This window comes from Haloarchaeobius sp. FL176 (genome assembly GCF_024609245.1).
Lineage (GTDB): Archaea > Halobacteriota > Halobacteria > Halobacteriales > Natrialbaceae > Haloarchaeobius.
This window is the reverse complement of the sequence record NZ_JANJYH010000002.1, coordinates 91,196-110,446: the sequence shown is the minus strand read 5'-3', so window position 1 is coordinate 110,446 and position 19,251 is coordinate 91,196. Positions and strand designations below refer to the sequence as shown.

The 19,251-nt window shown below is 67.8% G+C and carries 22 protein-coding genes and 2 tRNA genes; 14 read left to right on the top strand and 10 right to left on the bottom strand.

What is annotated here, in order from left to right; translation table 11 throughout:
• Positions 1-13: 13 nt before the first annotated feature.
• The gene (locus tag NO978_RS03640) at positions 14-1,801 is read left to right on the top strand and encodes a site-2 protease family protein (RefSeq protein ID WP_257298162.1); all 1,788 of its coding nucleotides are present in this window, start codon (positions 14-16) and stop codon (positions 1,799-1,801) included.
• Positions 1,802-1,846: 45 nt separating this feature from the next.
• On the opposite strand, the gene NO978_RS03635 is transcribed toward NO978_RS03640, so the two are convergent.
• Positions 1,847-2,374, bottom strand: a complete 528-nt coding sequence (locus NO978_RS03635; RefSeq protein WP_257298161.1) for a PadR family transcriptional regulator — start codon at positions 2,372-2,374, stop codon at positions 1,847-1,849.
• Between the two features lie 132 nt (positions 2,375-2,506).
• On the opposite strand from NO978_RS03635, the gene NO978_RS03630 reads away from it, so the two are divergent.
• The gene (locus NO978_RS03630) at positions 2,507-3,994 is read left to right on the top strand and encodes a heme-binding protein (RefSeq protein ID WP_257298160.1); all 1,488 of its coding nucleotides are present in this window, start codon (positions 2,507-2,509) and stop codon (positions 3,992-3,994) included.
• A 320-nt stretch (positions 3,995-4,314) separates the two neighbouring features.
• Here the strand turns inward: NO978_RS03630 and NO978_RS03625 are convergent, their stop codons facing one another.
• Positions 4,315-5,367, bottom strand: coding sequence for an aldo/keto reductase (locus tag NO978_RS03625; RefSeq protein WP_257298159.1), 1,053 nt, complete (start codon positions 5,365-5,367; stop codon positions 4,315-4,317).
• A gap of 78 nt (positions 5,368-5,445) precedes the next feature.
• The gene (locus NO978_RS03620; protein WP_257298158.1) at positions 5,446-5,646 is read right to left on the bottom strand and encodes a hypothetical protein; all 201 of its coding nucleotides are present in this window, start codon (positions 5,644-5,646) and stop codon (positions 5,446-5,448) included.
• Between the two features lie 129 nt (positions 5,647-5,775).
• Here NO978_RS03620 and NO978_RS03615 point away from each other — a divergent pair, with 129 nt between their 5' ends.
• From NO978_RS03615 to NO978_RS03600, 4 genes are all read left to right on the top strand, one after another.
• Positions 5,776-6,675, top strand: coding sequence for an acyltransferase (locus tag NO978_RS03615; protein ID WP_257298157.1), 900 nt, complete (start codon positions 5,776-5,778; stop codon positions 6,673-6,675).
• Positions 6,676-6,710: 35 nt separating this feature from the next.
• Positions 6,711-7,793, top strand: coding sequence for a PQQ-dependent sugar dehydrogenase (locus tag NO978_RS03610; protein ID WP_257298156.1), 1,083 nt, complete (start codon positions 6,711-6,713; stop codon positions 7,791-7,793).
• Between the two features lie 61 nt (positions 7,794-7,854).
• The gene (locus tag NO978_RS03605; RefSeq protein ID WP_257298155.1) at positions 7,855-8,133 is read left to right on the top strand and encodes a hypothetical protein; all 279 of its coding nucleotides are present in this window, start codon (positions 7,855-7,857) and stop codon (positions 8,131-8,133) included.
• Between the two features lie 63 nt (positions 8,134-8,196).
• Positions 8,197-8,349, top strand: coding sequence for a hypothetical protein (locus tag NO978_RS03600; RefSeq protein WP_175526450.1), 153 nt, complete (start codon positions 8,197-8,199; stop codon positions 8,347-8,349).
• Positions 8,350-8,460: 111 nt separating this feature from the next.
• Here the strand turns inward: NO978_RS03600 and NO978_RS03595 are convergent, their stop codons facing one another.
• From NO978_RS03595 to NO978_RS03585, 3 genes are all read right to left on the bottom strand, one after another.
• Entirely contained in the window at positions 8,461-8,640 is a 180-nt protein-coding gene (locus NO978_RS03595; protein WP_257298154.1) for a hypothetical protein, read from the bottom strand.
• A gap of 1 nt (position 8,641) precedes the next feature.
• Positions 8,642-8,899 (bottom strand): hypothetical protein, encoded by a 258-nt coding sequence (locus NO978_RS03590; protein ID WP_257298153.1) that lies wholly within the window; start codon positions 8,897-8,899, stop codon positions 8,642-8,644.
• A gap of 317 nt (positions 8,900-9,216) precedes the next feature.
• Positions 9,217-9,287 (bottom strand) — tRNA-Gly (locus NO978_RS03585).
• Between the two features lie 194 nt (positions 9,288-9,481).
• Here NO978_RS03585 and NO978_RS03580 point away from each other — a divergent pair.
• Positions 9,482-10,279: an NAD+ synthase gene (locus NO978_RS03580; protein WP_257298152.1), complete on the top strand. Its 798-nt coding sequence runs from the start codon at positions 9,482-9,484 to the stop codon at positions 10,277-10,279.
• Here NO978_RS03580 and NO978_RS03575 read toward each other — a convergent pair whose 3' ends face one another.
• The 3 genes from NO978_RS03575 to NO978_RS03565 all read right to left on the bottom strand — a co-directional run bounded on the left by NO978_RS03575 (position 10,280) and on the right by NO978_RS03565 (position 12,406).
• On the bottom strand, positions 10,280-10,909 hold the full coding sequence (locus NO978_RS03575) for a hypothetical protein (protein WP_257298151.1): 630 nt from the start codon (positions 10,907-10,909) through the stop codon (positions 10,280-10,282). It abuts the gene before it with no gap.
• A 58-nt stretch (positions 10,910-10,967) separates the two neighbouring features.
• Entirely contained in the window at positions 10,968-11,624 is a 657-nt protein-coding gene (locus NO978_RS03570; protein ID WP_257298150.1) for an SDR family oxidoreductase, read from the bottom strand.
• Positions 11,625-11,716: 92 nt separating this feature from the next.
• Positions 11,717-12,406 (bottom strand): enoyl-CoA hydratase/isomerase family protein, encoded by a 690-nt coding sequence (locus tag NO978_RS03565; RefSeq protein WP_257298149.1) that lies wholly within the window; start codon positions 12,404-12,406, stop codon positions 11,717-11,719.
• A 59-nt stretch (positions 12,407-12,465) separates the two neighbouring features.
• Here NO978_RS03565 and NO978_RS03560 point away from each other — a divergent pair, with 59 nt between their 5' ends.
• The 4 genes from NO978_RS03560 to NO978_RS03545 all read left to right on the top strand — a co-directional run bounded on the left by NO978_RS03560 (position 12,466) and on the right by NO978_RS03545 (position 15,177).
• On the top strand, positions 12,466-13,140 hold the full coding sequence (locus NO978_RS03560; protein WP_257298148.1) for a hypothetical protein: 675 nt from the start codon (positions 12,466-12,468) through the stop codon (positions 13,138-13,140).
• Between the two features lie 55 nt (positions 13,141-13,195).
• Positions 13,196-13,267, top strand: a tRNA-Thr gene (locus tag NO978_RS03555).
• A gap of 104 nt (positions 13,268-13,371) precedes the next feature.
• The gene (locus NO978_RS03550) at positions 13,372-14,616 is read left to right on the top strand and encodes a transposase (RefSeq protein ID WP_257298147.1); all 1,245 of its coding nucleotides are present in this window, start codon (positions 13,372-13,374) and stop codon (positions 14,614-14,616) included.
• Positions 14,617-14,805: 189 nt separating this feature from the next.
• On the top strand, positions 14,806-15,177 hold the full coding sequence (locus NO978_RS03545; protein ID WP_257298146.1) for an Hsp20/alpha crystallin family protein: 372 nt from the start codon (positions 14,806-14,808) through the stop codon (positions 15,175-15,177).
• A 66-nt stretch (positions 15,178-15,243) separates the two neighbouring features.
• Here the strand turns inward: NO978_RS03545 and NO978_RS03540 are convergent, their stop codons facing one another.
• On the bottom strand, positions 15,244-15,741 hold the full coding sequence (locus NO978_RS03540) for an Lrp/AsnC family transcriptional regulator (protein WP_257298145.1): 498 nt from the start codon (positions 15,739-15,741) through the stop codon (positions 15,244-15,246).
• Positions 15,742-15,975: 234 nt separating this feature from the next.
• Here NO978_RS03540 and NO978_RS03535 point away from each other — a divergent pair, with 234 nt between their 5' ends.
• The 3 genes from NO978_RS03535 to NO978_RS03525 all read left to right on the top strand — a co-directional run bounded on the left by NO978_RS03535 (position 15,976) and on the right by NO978_RS03525 (position 19,219).
• Positions 15,976-16,386 carry an NAD-binding protein gene (locus NO978_RS03535; protein WP_257298144.1) on the top strand — a complete coding sequence of 137 codons (411 nt, stop codon included), beginning with the start codon at positions 15,976-15,978 and terminating at the stop codon, positions 16,384-16,386.
• Entirely contained in the window at positions 16,383-18,557 is a 2,175-nt protein-coding gene (locus tag NO978_RS03530; protein WP_257298143.1) for an amino acid permease, read from the top strand. The genes NO978_RS03535 and NO978_RS03530 overlap by 4 nt, the downstream gene beginning before the upstream one ends.
• 62 nt (positions 18,558-18,619) lie before the next feature.
• Complete coding sequence (locus NO978_RS03525; RefSeq protein WP_257298142.1) at positions 18,620-19,219, top strand: class I SAM-dependent methyltransferase; 600 nt, start codon at positions 18,620-18,622, stop codon at positions 19,217-19,219.
• The last annotated feature ends 32 nt before the right edge of the window (positions 19,220-19,251 follow it).

Below are 19,251 nucleotides of genomic sequence, written 5' to 3'. Positions count from 1 at the left end.
CCAGTATCCCGCAATGGTTTCCACCCTGTGGCTGGGTATCGGCGGCTTCGTCCTCTACTGGATGGTGGTCTGGGCGGCCAAGAAAGAGAATCTCCTCCCGTCCTACGTCTCGACGCAGGGGCCGATTCTGCTGGTGCACACGAAGCGCGGGCGGCGGTTCCTGAACTGGCTGGCCGGGCCGAAGCGGTTCTGGCGTGCCTGGTCGAACATCGGCCTCGGCATCGCACTGGTCGTGATGTTCGGCGCGTTCCTGTTCCTCCTCCAGGGCGCGATTCTGACGATCCAGAATCCGCCCGCACCGAGCGCGGTGAACCAGCCCCGGAACGTGCTCGTCATCCCGGGCGTGAACGACTTCCTGCCGCTCTCGGCGGCCCCCGGTATCCTGTTCGGGCTGCTCGTCGGTCTGGTCGTCCACGAGGGGGGCCACGGCCTGCTCTGCCGCGTCGAGGGCATCGACATCGAGTCGATGGGCATCGGCCTGCTCGCCGTGTTGCCGGTGGCGGCGTTCGTCGAGCCGAACGAGGAGAACCGCCGGAAGGCGTCCCGCGGTGCGCAGTCGCGGATGTTCGCCGCGGGCGTGACGAACAACTTCGCCATCACCGTCGTCGCGTTCGCGCTGCTGTTCGGGCCCGTCGCGGGCTCCATCGGCGTGGCGAGCGGCGCTCTCGTCGGCGGCGTGCTCCCCGGGTCGGCGGCGGCCGGCGCGGACATCGGCGGCGGCGACCGCATCACGGCAGTCGGCGGGACGGCGGTCGAGAACAACAGCCACTTCCAGGACCTCGTCGACGAGCAGAACGCCAGCCGGCTCGAACTGGAGGTGAACGACGACCGGACGGTGACGATGAACCGGAGCGTGCTCGTGACCGGAGCACTGGAGAACGGCCCGGCGAACCTCTCCGCGGGTGATACGATAACCGCGGTGAACGGGACCCCCGTCTCGACCACCCCGGGCTTCGAGGACGCCGTCCGTGCCTCGCCGGGGCCGGTGTCGGTGACGACGAAGGCCGGCGAGACGAAGTCGTTCGTCGCCGGCGCGTACCTCCGGCCCATCGAGGGCGAGCCGCTGGCGGCGGCGGGCGCACCCGCCGGTGAGAGCGTCATCATCACCAGATTCGGCGACACGCGGGTCATCTCCTACAGCGAACTCGGTGAGGCCATCGACGCCGCCGACCCGGGCGAGACCGTCGAGGTCGTGCTCTACGACGACGGCGAGCGCTCGACCCAGGAGGTCACCCTCGGCACGCAGGACGACGGGAGCAGCTTCCTCGGCGTCGCACCGCTCGCCCAGGGCACCAGCGGCCTCACCGTCGACGACGTGGGGCTGAACTACTACCCCGCGGAGTCGTACCTCGCCATCCTCGGCGGCGGCGACCAGTCGATGCTCAACTCCTTCGCCCAGTCGTTCGTGGGCAAGGTGCTGTTCGTGCTCGTCCTCCCCGTCGCGGCCGTGATGCCCGGCGGCGAGTTCCCGTACAACTTCGCGGGCTTCATCGGCGAGATCGCGAACTTCTTCGTCGCAACCGGGCCCCTGGAGTTCCTCGGCGCGGGCCTGCTGTTCGCACTCGCGAACGCGCTGTTCTGGACCGGCTGGATCAACGTCCAGCTCGGTGCGTTCAACTGCATCCCCGCGTTCCCGCTCGACGGCGGCCACCTGCTGCGGACCTCGACCGAGGCCGTGCTCTCGCGGCTCCCGGTCGAGGTGACCCGCCGGCGGGTGAGCGCGGTGACGACGACTATCGGCCTGACGATGTTCCTGAGCTTCGTCGTCCTGATCGTCGGCCCGCAGTTCCTGGCGGGCTGACCGCTGGTTCGTCGTTTTGCACGCGAGAACTGCCCGGACAGCCGACTACTCCTCGTCGTTGTCGATGCCGTGATCCGCGTAGAACTCTTCGGGGGTGGCGTCGATACGGTCGAACTCGTCGCTGTAGTAGTGCTCGTGGTGGCGGATCATCTGTTCGACGATCCACGCGGAGAAGGTCTCGTCGAAGCGCCACTCGCCGTCGACGCTGGGCACCTCGAAGCGGTCGTCACAGGAGAACGCGACGTAGACGTGGTAGAACCCGAGGATGACGTCGGCGAACTCCTTGGCCTTCATCGCGGAGTCCTCGCGGCGGGCCTCTAGCTCGTCTGCACCGTCGTCGGTCAGCTCGAAGTACTTGCGGTCGGGCTCGTCCTCGCGCTCGATGCGCTCGGCCCAGCCCTCGTCCTCGAACTTGTAGAGGATGGGGTAGACCGAGCCGTAGGAGGGCTCCCAGTGGCCACCACTGAGCTCCCGTATCTCCTTGAGTATCTCGTACCCGTACCGCGGTTTCTCCGCGAGCAGTTCGAGCACCAGATAGGCGATGAGTCCCTTCGGTGGACCGCTTTTCCGCATTGTCGCGTGGTACCCGCGGTGGACGTGAAAGGGTTTCGATACAGAGAACCCCTTGCCCGGTTCTCGGCCGCGTCCTGCCATCGCCTCCGACGAATCAACACGTCCTTACCCATCGTCTCCGAACGCTCGACCATGCAGCGACGCGAACCTCCGTTGACCGAGGAAGGCTGGTACGCACTGCACGACTTCCGGACCGTGGACTGGGACGCGTGGCGCGACGCGCCGGAGCGGACGCGCGAGCGTGCCGTCGGGGAGGGCATCGCGTTCCTCGACACACACAGCGACCCCGAGACGGGCGGGACCGCGGTCTACACCGTGCTCGGCCACAAGGCCGACCTCATGGTACTGCACCTGCGGCCGACGCTCGACGAGCTTGACCAGCTCGAACGCGGCTTCGAGTCGACGGAGTTCGCCGGATTCACCGAGCAGACGGACTCGTACATCTCGGTCACGGAGGCCTCGGGCTACACCGAGCGTGCCCGGGAGTACTTCGAGGGCGAGGTCGACGACGACTCCGGACTGGCGCAGTACATCCAGTCGCGGCTCCACCCCGAGATCCCGGAGATGGACTACCTCTCCTTCTACCCGATGTCCAAGCGCCGGACCGCCGAGGACAACTGGTACGACCTGCCGTTCGACGAGCGCGCCGAGCACATGGCGAGCCACGGTGACATCGGCCGCGACTACGGCGGCAAGGTCCAGCAGATGATCACGGGCAGCGTCGGTCTCGACGACCACGAGTGGGGCGTCACGCTCTGGGCCGACGACATGACCGACGTGAAGGACCTGCTGTACGAGATGCGCTTCGACCCGTCCACCTCCCGGTTCGCCGAGTTCGGCCAGTTCTACACGGGCCGCCGGTTCGAGCCGAGCGACCTCCCGGCGTTCATGGCCGGCGAGGCCGTTCCCGCCGAAGCCGACGGACACCACCACGACGAGGCAGGCCACCACCAGGGCGACGCCCACCACCACGGCGAGGGCGACGCGGCTCACGACGACGAGGACGAGCGCCCGGCCACCGACCACGGCGCTGACGTGCGCTCTACACTCGAAGAGGAGGGCGTCTACGGCGGCCAGCCCCACGGCGAGGACGTCTACGCCGTCGTCCTCTACTCCGATGCCGACCCGGACGAGCTGTTCGGGGAGGTCGAGGGGCTGCGCTCGAACTTCGAGCACTACGACTCCCACGTGAAGACCGCGGTGTACCAGGCAGAGGGTGACGCCCCGACCGCAGTCGCGAGCGTCTGGGAGACCCAGTCCGCCGCCGACACGGCCAGTGGCTTCCTCTCTGACCTGCCCGGCATCGTCCGGCAGGCCGGCGACGACGCCGCCGTCGACACCTGGGGAACGATGGGGATGTTCTACACCACCAAGCCCGAGAAGCGCACGGACTTCGTCGAGAAGTTCGACACCGTCGGCGGCGTCCTCGAGGGGATGGAGGGCCACATCACCACGGACCTGCTCGCCAACCGCGAGGACGAGAACGACATGTTCATCGCCTCGCGCTGGGAGTCCCAGGAGGACGCCATGGAGTTCTTCCGGTCGGACGCGTTCTCGGACACCGTCGACTGGGGGCGCGACGTGCTGGCGGACCGCCCGCGCCACGTCTTCCTGGCCTGACCGGCACGGCGGTCCGCCACAGCAGTCGTCGGGACTGCGGAGTGAAAGTGAAATCCGATGCGTGTGTTCGCCCGACAGTAGTGGGTTTCCAGCCGAAAGAAAGGGGTGGTAGTCTCGTGTTCGGAGCGAACACGACGACCGCCCCCGCCCCGCGTCAGTGGGGGGAGTCTACGCGGCAGGGGGGTTGGTGCGGCCCTGAATCGGCCAAGCTCTCGCTCGACGGACGGACCGTCGGAGCCGAGAGCAGGAGTAGCGTGAACCCCGAGACAGAAAGGTAATCGCCCGTTTTTCAGGGGAAGGGACAGATTAGTCCGAGGTTTTCAGGTCGCCTGCTTGTCGATGTTCGCCGCGTCGATGTCCTCGCCACCGACCGACGAGCGGAGCACGTCCATCCCGTCGTCGCGTTCGATGCCGAAGTCGTCGGCGTACAGCTCGGCGACGCGCGTGACCTCCACGTCGCTGAGCGGCGGCACGTCGCTCGCGGCGGCCCACTCGTCGATGTCGTCTTTCGTTCGGAACGTCGGGGTCACCGTCGCGACCTGCGCGTGCGACAGGAGCCACTGGATGCTGGCCTGGGACATCGTGCGCTCGCCGTTCTGTTCGAGGAACCGGAGCGCCTCGACCTTCTCCCAGCCCGTCTCGTACCACTCGTCGGGCCGGTAGGAGCGGTGGTCGCCGTCGTCGAGCTCCGTCTCCGGCGTGACCTGCTCGTTGAGCAGGCCGGAGGAGTGCGGGACGCGGGGGATGAGACTCGTCGACGAGCCGGTCCGCTCGACGGTGTCGAGGAAGTGGTCGCCGACCTCCTGTTCGAGCACGTTCCAGACGAGCTGCAGCGAGTCGAACTCCTGTTCGATGGCCATGTCGCCCTCCGCGAGCCAGCCGATGGAGGGGCCGAGCGCCCAGCCGATGGCGTCGACGAGACCCTCCTCGCGGAGCTCGTCGAGGACCTCGAGCACGTCGGCGTCGACCTCGTCGACGTTCGCGTTGTGCAGCTGGAGCACGTCGATGTGGTCGAAACCGAGCCGGTCGAGGCTCCGCTCGGTCGCGGTGCGGATCCACTCCGGTGTGATTTCCTTCGGTAGCTCGCCGTGGCCCGCCTGCGGGTTGTTGTAGAAGTCGTAGCCGACCTTCGTCGCGACGGTCACGTCGTCGCGTCGGTCGCCGAGGGCCTCGCCGACGAGCTCCTCGCTACGTCCGTGGCCGTACACGTCACCGGTGTCGAAGTAGGTGATGCCCTGGTCGTGGGCGTACTGCAGCATCTCGACCGCCTGTTCCTCCGTGCGGTCGCCCCACCAGTCCGTGCCGACGACCCACGCGCCGAAGCCGATTTCGGACACCTCGACGCCGGAGTCTCCGAGTTCGCGGTACTGCATACTCCCGGCTAGGGAACGGTCCCACTTAGCGGGTGTGTTTCGTTCCCGGGTCGCGGGAAGGTGGTCCCGGGACGCCGGCTACGTCAGATCGACGTCGAACACGAGCGCACCGACACCGATGATCCCGAGCGTTATGCAGGCCGTAACCCCGGCGATTGCGAGCGGATCGGAGACGACGCTGAACGCGACGGTCGCACCGACGGCACCGGCGATGCCACCGAGCGCCGCGCCGCTGAGCGACGAGTCCGTCTCGTCGGTCGTGATGGAGGTTCTGGGCACAGTCGGTGGTTCGCGGAGACCACAGTTATAGTTTGTCTGTCTTCGGACAGGACGTCGTAGCACCGTCCCGGTGGTGTCCGGCGTTCGGACAACCGAAAGTCCATACGGCTGCCCGCCGAACGGGGACGCATGACGAAACGGCACGTCTCGCTCCCGGCCGACGCGGAGGCTGGTGTTCGAGCCTTCATCGACGAGGTCGACGAGCGGCTCTCGTCCGACGAGGACACCTGCACGGTCGTCGAGGAGACGCTGGTCGACCTGCACGGCGACCGCGACGCCTACGAGCGCTGGCAGAACGACGAGTCGGTCTCGCCCGCCGAGCGCGTACGCCTGCAAGGGTACGACCCGTGCAACACGACGCTGGAGTCGGAGTACTACGCCGAGAAGGACGAGGAGCGCTTCGAGCGCTCGAAGCACCTCCAGTGGCTCTGGCGGCAGTTCGACGCGACGCCGATGGCCGACAACGTCGAGTTCGCGCTGCGCTTCCGGGCGATGCTCGCCGACCACCTGTTCGACGAATGCGGGGAGGACTGTCGGTTCTTCAAGGGTATCTCCTTCACCTACGGGCACAACATCAGCGTCGGCGACAACGTCGTCGTCCACGACGACGTCCACCTCGACGACCGCGGGACGCTGACAATCGGCGACCGGGTCTCCATCTCCGACGACGCCCACATCTACAGCCACGACCACGACATCGTCGACCAGACCGCGGTGTCGAACTTCCACACCATCGTCGAGGACGACGCCCGCGTCACCTACGATTCGATGGTCAGAGCGGGCTGTCGCGTCGGCGAGAACGCGGTCGTGGGCGCCAAGAGCATCGTCGCCAGCGACGTGCCCGCCCACCACGTCGCCGTCGGCCAGCCCGCAAAGAGCGTCCGTGTCAAACCCGGCTGGGAGGACGTCGCCACCCCGCTCGAGGACGCGAACGTAGACCGCCGGGACGAACGCGAGCTCGAGTACGAACTGCCCGAGGACCTCGACACGTTCGACGAGTTCGGACGCGACCTGTCGCCGCCGAAGTAACAAGTTTTTACTCTATCGTGTGAAAGGTCGGTGTGATGAAGCGTCGTCGCCTCCTCGTCACGGCCGGTGCCGGCCTCACCAGTGGCGTCGCCGGCTGTCTGAACCCGTCCAACAACGGCGAGAACACGCCCATCGAGGACGGCGCCCCGCTCCGACTCGAGCGCGTCCGGATGCGCCTCGACACGCCGTGGGGCGCGTCGTTCCACCCCGAGACGGGCAACCTGTTCCTCACCGAGCGGCCGGGGCGGATCGTCCGTGCGACGGGGAACGACCGCGGCCCCGTCAGGACCCTCGACGACACCGCCAACTTCGGCCAGGGGGGCCTTCTGGGGTTCGCCTTCGACCCCAGGAACCCGCGCGACGCCTACGTCTACCAGACCTACGACGGCGACGCGGGGCTGGCCAACCGGGTGCTACGGCTCGACGCCGACCGCGATTTCGCCGTCGACTCGGTCGTCCTCGACGGCATCCCCGCGAACACCGTCCACAACGGCGGCCGAATCGAGTTCGGCCCCGACGGCGCGCTCTGGGTGACGACCGGCGACGCCGGCGAGCCGAGCACGGCACAGTCCCGGGACTCCCTCGCCGGGAAGGTGCTCCGGGTCACCCGCAACGGCGACCCGGACCCGGGCAACCCGTTCGACAGTCCGGTGTACACCTACGGCCACCGGAACCCGCAGGGCCTCTCGTTCGTCGGTGGGTCCGTCTACGTCGTCGAACACGGGCCGGACGAGGCCGACGAACTCAACCGACTCGAGGCCGGCGGGAACTACGGCTGGCCGGCGGCTACCGGCGAGAGCGACCAGGACACGTTCGTCGACCCGCTGGTCACGTGGACACCCGCCATCGGGCCGGGCGGCCTCGCCTACTACACCGGCCCGATCGACCGCTGGCAGGACAGCTTCTTCGTCGGCGCGCTGGAGGGCACGCATCTGCGCCAGGTCAGCCTCGACGCTGACGACGTACCCACGCAGAACACCCTCTACAGCGACCTCGGTCGGCTCCGAACGACGTTCACCGGCCCAAACGACCACCTCTACTTCGCCACGAGCAACCAGGACGGTCGCGGCGACCCGGACCCGACCGACGACGAGGTCTACCGCGTCAGACCGCCGTGACCTCCCCCCTGGGACGACAACTGGCGAACGGTATAAGTCCCATGCCACACTATAGCACAGTATGGCGAACGTCTGGGACTGGACCCTTGGCTACCTCGTCGTGTTCGCTGTCCTGCAGTTCGCCGTGTACGCCTACTACCGCCGGCAGGTCGACGACGACCCGACGCCGGACCCTGCAGGCGGCGACCCGGCAGGCGTCGACCGGACCGCGGCGAACACGTCGGTCCGCAGCACCGAGACGACAGACAGTCGCCGCTGTCCACACTGCGGCGCGTCGAACGACCCCGACTCGCGCTACCGCTACTGTCGCAACTGCGCGAAATCGCTGTCCGGTGCTTAGGCGTTGTGGCCACGCCGGCCAGCAAACATAAGCCCAGCGCGGCGGAATCCTGTATCGACTCGAATGGAAGATACGGATTCCGAACGGTACGTCGGCCGAGAGACCGTCAACGGACTCATCATCTACGACCGCGAGAATTTAGACGCCTGGATCGAGTCCGACACCACCGTCGCCGTCACCGAGCAGACGGACCATCGCTCGTCGCCGTCGCGGTAGGCTCGCCGGGCTGCGTTTCTCACGTCACTCGGACCGAGAAGCCGCCGCTCTGTGGACAGTGCGCGAAGAACTGCGCGGGCGACAGTGGGACGACCCCACGAAGGTGTGGGATCAGTAGGTGCCACGAAGCTCCGGTTCGAGTGCGAGTCCGACCGTGAACAGACAGACTGCGAGGATGCCGACCGAGCCCAGCGCGTACACCGCCCCCTCGAACGACCACGCCAGGCCGAGTGCGGTCAGTGCGAACAACGACATACCGACCACCAGCCGGACCATGGTCGGGAACCGCATCTCACTCCCCCTCCGCACAGTCGAGTAGCGCTTCCGGCTCGACGTGTAGGTCTTCGTGGTCTATGTCGTCCCACTCGACCGCGACTGCGGCCTGAATGGTCACGAAGTCGTTCGACGAGTAGCCGCGTTCGAGCTGTGGCCATCGCTCGGCGACCGTCGATTCGGAGAGGACGTCGAACACGAGCGACTCCGCCGTCCGTTGCTCACCCGTCGCGGGTGGATCGATACCCCCAGTATCAGATTGTACGTTTTGACTCACGGCCTTCCAACTCCCCGGCCATAACATTGATACGTGGGGCCATAGCTAACCACCGATTACCTCACCGCGCTTCGGAGTGTAAGCGACCCAACGGGAATAATGCCGCTTTTTATCCCCCGTGCAGTCGGGCGGTTTTCCGCATCAAGAACTCGTTATCCCGCGATTTCGAACCGAACCGGATGACCGTTCGCGATAGATTCGAAAGCTGGGGTTTCTCGCGTTCAACCAGTGCCTGCGCGCCCCGGAACGAACTGCGGCCCATCGACGGAACCACCAGCCCGGCGCTGCCACTCTTCAGTCGCCTGGTCCGGAAGAAGTGCGCCGTCCGGGAATTGAACCCGGGCTAGTGGCTTGGGAAGCCACTGTCCTACCACTGGACCAACGGCGCTCTACCACTGCGGTCGTGTGCGCGGCGGTCCCGCGCACTTCGGTCACGGGACCGAGGGCGCTCACGCACAGTGATTCCATCACGTTCTTCCCCCCGATGGCACTTGAACGTAGCGCTTCGCCCGACTGGACGGTTGTCCAGTTCCAGACGAGAGCGAGGAACGTTATTGGTCCTGTACTCCCTACCGACGGACGATGATAGACCTCCGGTTCGGAGACGAGGAACTAACCGCACAGCGCGACCACATCGTGAGCTTCATCGAGGATGTCGTCGACGACGCAGGCGCAACCGGTGCCGTACTGGGGCTCTCCGGTGGCGTCGACAGCACCACGACCGCGTATCTGGCCGTCGAGGCGCTCGGCCGGGACCACGTCCGGGGGCTCGTCCTGCCCTCGCGCGTCTCCAGCGACGAGAACATGAGCGACGCCGAGCGCGTCGCCGAGGACCTCGGCATCGACTACGACGTGATCGAGATCGGGAGCATCGTCGACGAGATCGTCGATTCGATCCCCGACGCCGAGGAGGACACCGTCGCCGTAGGTAACACCGCTGCACGCGTGCGAGGCGTCCTCAACTACTACGTCGCCAACGAGGAGAACCGGGTCGTCCTCGGCACCGGGAACAAGGCCGAGGCGCTGACGGGCTACTTCACGAAGTACGGCGACCAGGCCGTCGACTGCAACCCCATCGGCAACCTCTACAAGCAGCAGGTCCGCCAGCTCGCCCGCCACCTCGGCGCGCCCGAGGAGCTCGCCGAGAAGCCCGCGACCGCGGAGCTCTGGGCCGACCAGACCGACGAGGACGAGATGGGCGTCGGCTACGACGTCGTCGACGCCGTCATCGCGCTCCACATCGAGGGCGGCGTCTCCACCGCGGCGACGGCCCGCGAGCTCGGCGTCGAGGAAGGTGTCGTCGAGACCGTCCGCAAGCTGTACGAGGGGAGCGCCCACAAGCGGTCGATGCCGCCCGCACCCGAGTCCGCCGACCTGTAGTCAGGCGCTCTCGTTGTCCGACGCCACGACCTCGACCTGGTCGTTGGGCTGGAGGACGTACGTCGTCGGGTCCACCGGCTCGCCGTTGACCACGTAGCGCACCGTGTCGCCCTCGCTCGACCGGTACACCGACCCGTCGAAGGCGAGCGCGTCGGCCGCGACGTCGATGCCGAGGCTCGCGAGCGCGTACTCGAGGGTGACACCCTCCGCGTGCCCGTGCCATCGGTCCCCGTTGCCCCGCTCGTAGTGGAAGGCGGGGTTCTTACGCGCCCGCTGGAACTCTGGCTGGCTGAAGTCGAGCGACCGCCCGTCGATTGTGACGGTCATCCCGCCGTGGTAGTGCGGGCCGCCGACGTTGGTCGGCTGCCGTGGCGCGCTGTCGTTCAGCGTGTCGGTGCTGCCGCCACCGCCCCCGCCGAGCAGGCCGACGGCGGCGCCCCCGAGCAGGACGAGTCCGACGACGGCCACCGCGGCGTAGACGAAGCCCGATACGCCATCGCTCCCGTCGTCCATCGCGTCGACACGCCGCTGCTCGATGGGGCCGAGGTCCTCCTCGTGTTCGTCCCGCAGGTGTTCGAGGTACGGTTCCTCGTCCTCGAACGACTCCGAACAGTGGTCGCACTCGTGCACACCCCCACTCTGGGCCCGGGACTACTCATATTTTCCGTGTGGTCGCTCACGAAACGCACTACCGCTGCCGCAGGTCCAGCTCCCGCGTGACCGCGTCCTCGCGTTCGACCAGCTCGCGGTACTGCGACGCCACCGCGGCCGCGCTCAGGGCGTCGTCGCCGACCTGCCCGACCGGGTCGACGCGGCTCCCGATGCGGACGTAGGTGACCTGCACGTCGTCGAGCGCGGTCGCCAGCGACTTCGAGAGGCCACGTGCGGCCGGGCCGACCGCCCCCCACTCTATCTGCTCGGGGACGAGTGAGTCGGCGTACGTCGTCCCACTGAAGATGACCGTGCCCTCGTTCTCCCGGAGGTCCGACAGCGCGGCGTTGACGCAGGCAAGCGACCCGGAAACGCGGACGTCGAAGATGTCGCGGAGACGGTCCGCGTTCGCCTGCCCGACCGGGCGACCACCGCCACCGGTCGCGTTCAGCACCAGCGCCGAGATGGGCCCGAACGCCTCGCGCACGGTCTCCATCCCCGCCTGGACCGACGCCTCGTCGGTCACGTCGGTCGGGACCGCGAGCGCTCCCGTCCCGAGGTCCGCGGCCAACTCCTCGATGAACCCCTCCGAGCGCGCGAAGAGCCCCACGTCGTAGCCCGCGTCGTGGAGTTCGCGTGCGACTGCTTCGCCGATCTTCGGGCCGACGCCAGCGACGACTGCGGTTCCCGTCATGGACGAAACCAGTGGCAAGAGGCGCAAAAGCGTTCGCTGAAACGCGGTTTGGTAGCGCGAGTGTCAGGTCCGCGACGGCCGGCTCGCTGGCGTCACCAGGCGATGTCGCCGGCGTTCCGCTCGACCAGGTCCGCGAAGGCATCTGCCTCGCGGGCGTGCTGCACCGCCCGGTCCGCGTCGTCGCGCAGCCGTCGCTTCAGCACCGACAGTGCAGCGGGGTCGTTCCCGGCGATCTCCTCGGCCACGGACGCCGGCTCGTCGACCACGCGCGACACGAGCCCCATCACCAGCGCCTCGTCCGCGTCGACGGTCCGGCCCGACAGCGCGAGGTCCATCGCCTCACCCTCGCCGACGACGCGCGGGAGTCGGGACGTCCCGCCCCACGCGCCGAACAGCCCGAGCGAGACGCCCGTCTCCGCGAACGTGGCCGCGGGCGTGGCGACCCGGACGTCGCAGGCGAGCGCCAGCTCGACCCCGCCGCCCCGGGCCGGCCCGTCGATGCCGGCGACGACGACCGCCTCGGCCTCCGCGATGGCGGTCGCGACCGACTGGCCAAGCTGCGCGAACGCCCGTGCCTCCTCGCGGCCGAGGCCCCCGACGACTTCGAGGTCCGCCCCCGCAGAGAACGCCGCCCCCTCGCCGGTCAGGAACACCACCGGTGTCTCCGCCTCGGTCACCGCGGACCGCAGCGCCCGCAGCCCCGGCTCGGTGAACGCGTTCCGCCGGTCCGGCCGGGAGAGCGTCACCCAGGTCACGTCCCCGTCAACTGCCGTTTCGATCATACGTTGGCGAGTTTTCGCTTTCCAAAGGTCTTTGCCTTTCCCCCCGCTAGTCGGCGGCAATGGACGAGGTCGCAACGTGCAGGCGCGCCGCCCAGGAGGCGCTCGCCGACATCTACCCCGACCGGCTCCGGGACGACATCGCGTCCCGCCTGGCAGCCGCGCCGATGGCTCCCGGCGTGGTGACGCTCCGCTGTGCCCGCGCCTGCGACGACGACGTCGAGGTCGAGAGCGTCGTCGACAGGGCCGCAGGCGTGCAGCTCATCTACGACGGTCTCCGGCTCACCCGCTCGCTCGCCCACGACGAGCCCTGGACCGAGACCGACGACCACACGCAGGCCAACCTCGACTCGCTGGCCGCCACGGTGCTCGTCTCACGCGGTTTCTACCTCCTCGCGCGGACCGACGCCGCCGCCAAGGCCGTCGGGACCGTCCGCGACTTCGGCCGCGACCAGACCGACCGCCGGCAGCCCGACGCCGACACGACCGCCCTCGACGCCAGCCTCGAACGCGACGTGTTCGAACTCGCCGCCGTCGCCGGCACCACCGCCGTCGGTGCCACCCCCACGACCGAGCTGTTCGCCCAGCTCGCCGGCCTCGTGCCCACGGACGGGAGCGAGCCGCTGCCAGCGGTCGAGGCGCTCCCCGCCGCAAGCGACCTCAACATCGGCGCGACGGCGGGCGAGACCGCCAGCAGGGCCGACGACCACGTCCGCCAGTCGGCGACGGATTCGTAGACGGGAATCGAAACCCATTAAAACTACACCGAGCAACGATAGGATGCACTTCGGTGCCTGGGTAGCTTAGCGGTAAAGCGCGTCCTTGGTAAGGACGAGAGCGCGGGTTCAAATCCCGCCTCAGGCTTGCTTCTTCACTCGGATTTCTCGCACGGAGAGGCCAGGGTCTGTCAGGAGGTTCAACCACGCAGACCCCCAACTATTTTCAGCTCTCGGCCTCTGAAATAAGACGTGTCGGCGAACTACGTGCGACGGACTGCCGTCACCAGGCTGTCGGTCACGCAGGAGCAACGCGAAACCCTGGAGGCGACGATTGCCGAGTGGAAACGGGGCTGCCAGCTCGCGACCGACCTGGCCTGGAACCGATGCCACGCTAAGCGGGAAGTGCAACCGCTCGCATACGACACCGTCCGTGAGAAGACGACCCTCGGGAGCCAGCACGCGGTGCTGGCTACTCAACAGGCTGCGGACGCGATTAGCGGCTGCATCGAGCGAAAGCGCATGGGCAAGAAGACCAGCAAGCCCCGCTTCACCGCACCGACGGTGACCTACGACGCACGGTCGATGACCCTATTCGACGACGGAACGGTATCGCTGGCGACCGTGGGGGACCGTATCCGGTGTCCGCTCGTGCTTCCCGACGACGAGGATGGCTACCAGTGGCAGTTCCTCGACTCTGACGAGTGGGCGCTGACCGAGAGTACACTCAGGGCACGCGACGGGGCGTACTTCCTACACCTCGGATTCCGACGGCCGAAGACCGAGCGAACCACCGCCGAGGACGGGACGGTCCTCGGGGTCGACCTCGGTATCGAGAACCTCGCCGTCACGAGCACCGCCTGTTTCGTGAACGGTCGCGAACTTACCCACCGTCTCCGTGAGTTCGAAAAGACACGTGCCGGGCTCCAGCAGAACGGAACCCGAAGTGCCCACCGGACGCTCGAACGGGCGAGCGGCCATCAACTTCGGTACGTTCGTGACGTGCTCCACAACGCAGCGAACGACATCGTCAGGGAGGCACGGCGGTACGACTGCGACGTCATCGCGCTCGAGGACCTCGCCGAGATTCGAACCCATACCGGGGCGGCGTGGGGACACCGCTGGGCGTTCCGAACGCTCTCCGAATACGTCTCCTACAAGGCGGAGGCGGTCGGTATCGCCGTCGAACGGGTCGCACCAGCGAACACCTCGCGACGCTGTTCCGAATGCGGGTTCACGGTCGCCGAGAACCGGCGGTCACGCGACGAGTTCCGCTGTCAGGAGTGCGGCGCAGAGGCGAACGCGGACTACAACGCGGCGAAGAACATCGGTCTGCGGTACGTCCGTCGGGGCCACCAGTCGTCCCGGCGGACGGGCGACGGTCGACTCGCCCTGCAGTCCGGAACGGTGACGCCGAACGGCGGATTCACCGCCTACCCCGACGGGTTCGAGGCCGAGTTCACGGACGAGTCCGCCCCATCGGAAGCGAAGTCGTAGACTGAGCGGAACGGGGTGGACAGTCGATATCCCGGCCTAGGCTCTTCTCGCAGTCGATTCCCGGCTAGAGTCCGTTTCGGCGCTCCCTGTCGACCGCCGACCAACCACCCATCCAATCTGTCACGAACCGTCAGAAAAATTCTTTTCGAACCGCGAACGTACATCTAACTGCATTCGAGGTGACCAGCGATGGCACTGCCCAGGAGTACACCAACCTCGTGGATGCAGAGCCTCGACGTCCCGAGCCAGCTGTTCGGGACCGGTCGTGACGACTACGAACTGTACGAGGAAGACGGCGAGTTCGTCCTGAGCGTCGAACTCCCCGGGTTCGACCCCGAGGAGATAACCGTCGCGTGGGACGACGGCGTCCTCAACATCGCGGCGGAGCACGAAGACGAGGCCCGGGGCCAGCGCAAGACGTACCATCGCCGGTTCCGGTTCCCGAAGGCCGTCGCTGACGAGGAGATCACGGCCGAGTACACCAACGGCATTCTCGAAGTGAGGCTGCCGGTGATGGCGGACGCGACCGCCACCGGCACGGAGATTCCGGTCGAGAGCTGACCGGAGACGCACCGTCCGGGGTCCTAGAGGCGACGAGCGGGCACCCGGACCCGGTTCTCGTCGCGGTTAGTCCTCGGCGTCGGGCACGGGTTGCTCAGCGTCGGCGTCGAGGAAGCCGTGGTACGGACAGACGTGCTCGTCGCGGATGAGCTGTTCGTCGACGATTCTGAGCCCGAGCTCGTCGAGGTCCTGTGCGATGCGGTTGAGGTCGTCGTGGTCGGTGCCGATGGCGTTGACGTAGACGTTCCGCTCGCCGGTCATGATCTCCCGGACCGCGGTCACGCCGTTGACCTCGCGGGCGCGGTTCGCGAGGGTGTCGCGGTCCGGAACCGGTGCGGTACAGATAATCTTCGTGTAGAGCGGATAGCCGGCGAGGTCGTAGTCGATGTCGATGTGGTAGCCCCGGATGATGCCTCTCGTTTCGAGTTCCTTGAGTCGCGTCCGGACCGTACTCGGCGAGATGTCGAGCTCCTCGGCGATGTCGCTGGACGAAGTGTGTCTGGCGTCTCGCTGGAGATAGTACAGGATGTGTCTGTCGACGTCGTCGAGTGTACCGTCTTTCATCTGCTGTCTGGGTGGTCGGCGAGCACTATTCATTGTTTGGCTCCGCCGCCGGTCGGAGTGCGTGTCGTCGAGCGGCGTCGTCACCGGGAGAGTTCAAAGACATTTAGTGTGTTTAATCGGCCTTATTTTGACAGTCCGTGAAAAGAAACCACTAGTTTATGCTGTTCCGTCACCAAGTACGGGGTACGACCCCGGGCGTGGTCGCGAACCACGGCCCGGACGACACCCACCACCATGAGACAGAGCCCACGCGGCCCGGACGAGCCGTCCGTCGAGGCCTGGTACGTCCTCGGCGGCGGTCCAGTCGGAGAACAGGTTGCCAGACGCCTCGCTGACATCGGTCTGCGGGTGCGGTACGTCGACGACAGTCACGAGTCGTCGGTAGTTCCGTCGCACGAAGCCGACCCGACCGACGTACGGGGCCTCGAGACGACCGGCATCGGCCCGGCCTCGACCGTCGTGGTGGCGACCCGTCACGACCGGAGGAACCTGCTCGTGGCACAGCTCGTCCGCGTCCACTTCGACCCGGACCGCATCATCGTCCTGGCGAACCGCCCGAGCAGCGTCCGCCTGTTCGAGGAGGCCGGCCACGAGTCGGTCTGTGCGGCGACCGTGCTGTCGACCGGCGTCGCGGAGGCGCTATGAAGGAGCTCGAACGGGACCTCGGGCTGCCCTCGGTCCTCGCCATCAGCATCGGCGCGATGATCGGCAGTGGCATCTTCATCCTGCCCGCGCTCGCCCTGAAGATCGCCGGCCCGGCAGTCATCCTCGCGTACCTCGTCGCCGGTCTCCTCGTCGTCCCTGCCGCCCTCTCGAAGTCCGAGATGGCGACCGCGATGCCCGAAGCGGGCGGGACGTACATCTACATCGAGCGCGGTATGGGGCCGCTGCTGGGGACCATCGCGGGCGTCGGCACGTGGTTCTCGCTGTCGTTCAAGGGCGCGCTCGCGCTCGTCGGCGGTGTCCCGTACCTGCTGCTGCTGTTCGACCTCCCGCTGAAGCCAGTCGCGCTCGGGCTCGCAGCTATCCTCATCGTGGTGAACGTCGTCGGCGCGAAGCAGACCGGGCGTCTCCAGCTCGGCATCGTCGTCGTGATGCTCGCCGCGCTCGGCTGGTTCGCGGCGTCGAGCGCACCCAGCGCCCAGAGCGCAAACTACGCGAACTTCTTCGGTGACGGCATCGGCGGCCTGCTCGCCGCGACCGGGCTCGTCTTCGTCTCGTACGCGGGCGTGACGAAGGTCGCGAGCATCGCCGAGGAAGTCGAGGACCCCGGGCGGAACATCCCCCTGGGCATCCTCGGGTCGCTCGCGTTCACCACCGTCCTCTACGTCGTCGTCGTCGCGGTTCTCGTCGGCGTCACCGACCCCGGGAGCGTTGCCGGGTCGCTCACGCCGGTCGCGGACGCCGCCGAGCAGACGCTCGGGACCGCCGGCGTGTACGCGGTCATCGGCGCCGCCATCCTCGCGCTCGTCTCCACCGCGAACGCCGGCATCCTCTCGTCGTCGCGGTACCCCTTCGCGATGAGTCGCGACAGCCTCGCCCCGCCGTCGCTATCGGCGGTCAGCGAACGCTTCGGGACCCCCGTCGCCTCGATCACGCTGACGGGCGCGGTCCTGCTCGCGCTCATCGCGTTCGTCGACATCCTCGAAATCGCGAAGCTCGCGAGTGCATTCCAGATAATCGTGTTCGCGCTCGTGAACCTCGCCGTCGTCGCCTTCCGTGAGGGCGAGACCGAGTACGACCCCGAGTTCACCTCGCCGCTGTACCCCTGGATGCAGCTCTTCGGCGTCGTCGCCGGTGTCGTCCTGCTGACCCAGATGGGGACGGTCGCCCTCCTTGGGGCCGTGGTCATCACGGTCGCGAGTATCGGCTGGTACCTCGTCTACGTCCGGCCGCGGGTGGACCGGGAGGGCACCGCACGGGATGCCATCCGTCGGCAGGTCAGCCGCTCCGCACTGACCGACGTTGCGGACGGCCAGTCAGCGCCCACTCACGAGGTGCTCGTCGCACTCACGAAGGACGTCGGGCCGGACCGGGAGCGCTCGCTGCTCGCGCTCGCCGCCGACCTCGTCCGGCCGCACGACGGGCGAGTGGTCGCGGTCCGCTTCGAGGAGGTGCCGGACCAGGCCCCGCTGACCGAGGAGATGACCGCACAGTCCTCGTCGGACCTCTCGTTCGAGACGCGGGTCACGGAGCTCGCGGACGAGTTCGACGTGGCCGTCGAGGCCGACGAGGTCGTCAGCCACGACACGAAACACGCCATCGTCAACGTCGCCGCCGACCGCGGGGTCGACACGGTGCTCGCCGAGCACGAGCCGCTCCGGCTTCGCTCGCGGCTGTTCGGCGACCCCATCGACTGGGTCGTCCGCCACGCCCCGTGTGACGTGCTGCTCGTCGACAACCTGGGCTACGACCGCCCCCAGCACGTCGTCCTCGCGGGCGTCGGCCCGTACGACCCGCTCGCCGTCTCGGTCGCGGACACCGTCGCCGGGACCAACGACGGCCGGATCTCGCTCTGGTACCCCGTCGACAGCGACGCCCCGGACCAGTACCGGGCCACCGTCGGGGAGTACCAGTCCGACCTGTCGTCGCTCCTCTCCGTCCCGGTCCAGTCGACGCCCGTCCGCACGGACGGCGGCCGCGAGACGCGCCCGGACGTGGTCGTCCGCCGCGGTGCCGACCACCGGCTCCGGAGCGCGCTGTTCGACGAACGGCCGGCGTTCCCGAGCCCGCAGTGTACGACCGTCACCGTCTACCCCACGCAGTCCGAGCGGCCCGGCCTGCTGCGCCGCCTGCTCGAACGGCTGGTGTTCTGAGACGGGGACACCGGTCGGGTCGTCGCCGAAGATTGATTGCCCGACGTGGCGACCCCACAGATATGGACGAAGTCGCCCGAACACGGTCCATCTACGAAGAACACAGCGACGCGTTCGTCGAGAAGTACCGGAGCGAGTCCATCGCCGAGCGGTTCGGCGAGCCGTTCTTCGAGGCCCTCCAGGGGGACCGCGTGCTCGACGTGGGCTGTGGTCCCGGCTCGGACGCGGAGACGTTCGCCGACCGTGAGTACGACGTGACGGGACTGGACGTGACGCCGTCGTTCCTCGAAAGCGCCCGGACGAACGTCCCCGCCGCCCGGTTCTCGCTGGGGGACATGCGCCACCTGCCATTCGATTCGAGCACCTTCGACGGCGTCTGGGCCTGCGCTTCACTCCTGCACGTGCCACGCGAGGACGTCCCCGCCACTCTCTCCGAGTTCGCGCGCGTGCTCGCCGACGGCGGCCACCTGTACTGCTCGCTGAAGCGCGGCGACGAGAGCGGCTTCGACGCGGACGGACGGTTCTTCGAGCGTCACACCGCCGACGCGGTGGCGTCGCTGCTGGTCGGAGCCGGGTTCGAGCCGGTACACGTGGAGACCGCCGCCGCCGAGGAGGTCGCGAGCCGGGACGGCTGGGTGCAGGCGCTGGCGAGGGTCGCGTAGCCACGGTCGCACGGCTTTTGTCCGGGCGGTCC

What these genes read in the sequence shown, in the direction of transcription:
- NO978_RS03640 (WP_257298162.1), top strand. Translation starts at nt 14, where the DNA reads ATGGTTTCCACCCTGTGGCTGGGTATCGGCGGCTTCGTCCTCTACTGG.
- NO978_RS03635 (WP_257298161.1), bottom strand. Translation starts at nt 2,374, where the DNA reads ATGCGGAAAAGCGGTCCACCGAAGGGACTCATCGCCTATCTGGTGCTC.
- NO978_RS03630 (WP_257298160.1), top strand. Translation starts at nt 2,507, where the DNA reads ATGCAGCGACGCGAACCTCCGTTGACCGAGGAAGGCTGGTACGCACTG.
- NO978_RS03625 (WP_257298159.1), bottom strand. Translation starts at nt 5,367, where the DNA reads ATGCAGTACCGCGAACTCGGAGACTCCGGCGTCGAGGTGTCCGAAATC.
- NO978_RS03615 (WP_257298157.1), top strand. Translation starts at nt 5,776, where the DNA reads ATGACGAAACGGCACGTCTCGCTCCCGGCCGACGCGGAGGCTGGTGTT.
- NO978_RS03610 (WP_257298156.1), top strand. Translation starts at nt 6,711, where the DNA reads ATGAAGCGTCGTCGCCTCCTCGTCACGGCCGGTGCCGGCCTCACCAGT.
- NO978_RS03605 (WP_257298155.1), top strand. Translation starts at nt 7,855, where the DNA reads ATGGCGAACGTCTGGGACTGGACCCTTGGCTACCTCGTCGTGTTCGCT.
- NO978_RS03600 (WP_175526450.1), top strand. Translation starts at nt 8,197, where the DNA reads ATGGAAGATACGGATTCCGAACGGTACGTCGGCCGAGAGACCGTCAAC.
- NO978_RS03595 (WP_257298154.1), bottom strand. Translation starts at nt 8,640, where the DNA reads ATGCGGTTCCCGACCATGGTCCGGCTGGTGGTCGGTATGTCGTTGTTC.
- NO978_RS03580 (WP_257298152.1), top strand. Translation starts at nt 9,482, where the DNA reads ATGATAGACCTCCGGTTCGGAGACGAGGAACTAACCGCACAGCGCGAC.
- NO978_RS03570 (WP_257298150.1), bottom strand. Translation starts at nt 11,624, where the DNA reads ATGACGGGAACCGCAGTCGTCGCTGGCGTCGGCCCGAAGATCGGCGAA.
- NO978_RS03565 (WP_257298149.1), bottom strand. Translation starts at nt 12,406, where the DNA reads ATGATCGAAACGGCAGTTGACGGGGACGTGACCTGGGTGACGCTCTCC.
- NO978_RS03560 (WP_257298148.1), top strand. Translation starts at nt 12,466, where the DNA reads ATGGACGAGGTCGCAACGTGCAGGCGCGCCGCCCAGGAGGCGCTCGCC.
- NO978_RS03545 (WP_257298146.1), top strand. Translation starts at nt 14,806, where the DNA reads ATGGCACTGCCCAGGAGTACACCAACCTCGTGGATGCAGAGCCTCGAC.
- NO978_RS03540 (WP_257298145.1), bottom strand. Translation starts at nt 15,741, where the DNA reads ATGAAAGACGGTACACTCGACGACGTCGACAGACACATCCTGTACTAT.
- NO978_RS03535 (WP_257298144.1), top strand. Translation starts at nt 15,976, where the DNA reads ATGAGACAGAGCCCACGCGGCCCGGACGAGCCGTCCGTCGAGGCCTGG.
- NO978_RS03530 (WP_257298143.1), top strand. Translation starts at nt 16,383, where the DNA reads ATGAAGGAGCTCGAACGGGACCTCGGGCTGCCCTCGGTCCTCGCCATC.
- NO978_RS03525 (WP_257298142.1), top strand. Translation starts at nt 18,620, where the DNA reads ATGGACGAAGTCGCCCGAACACGGTCCATCTACGAAGAACACAGCGAC.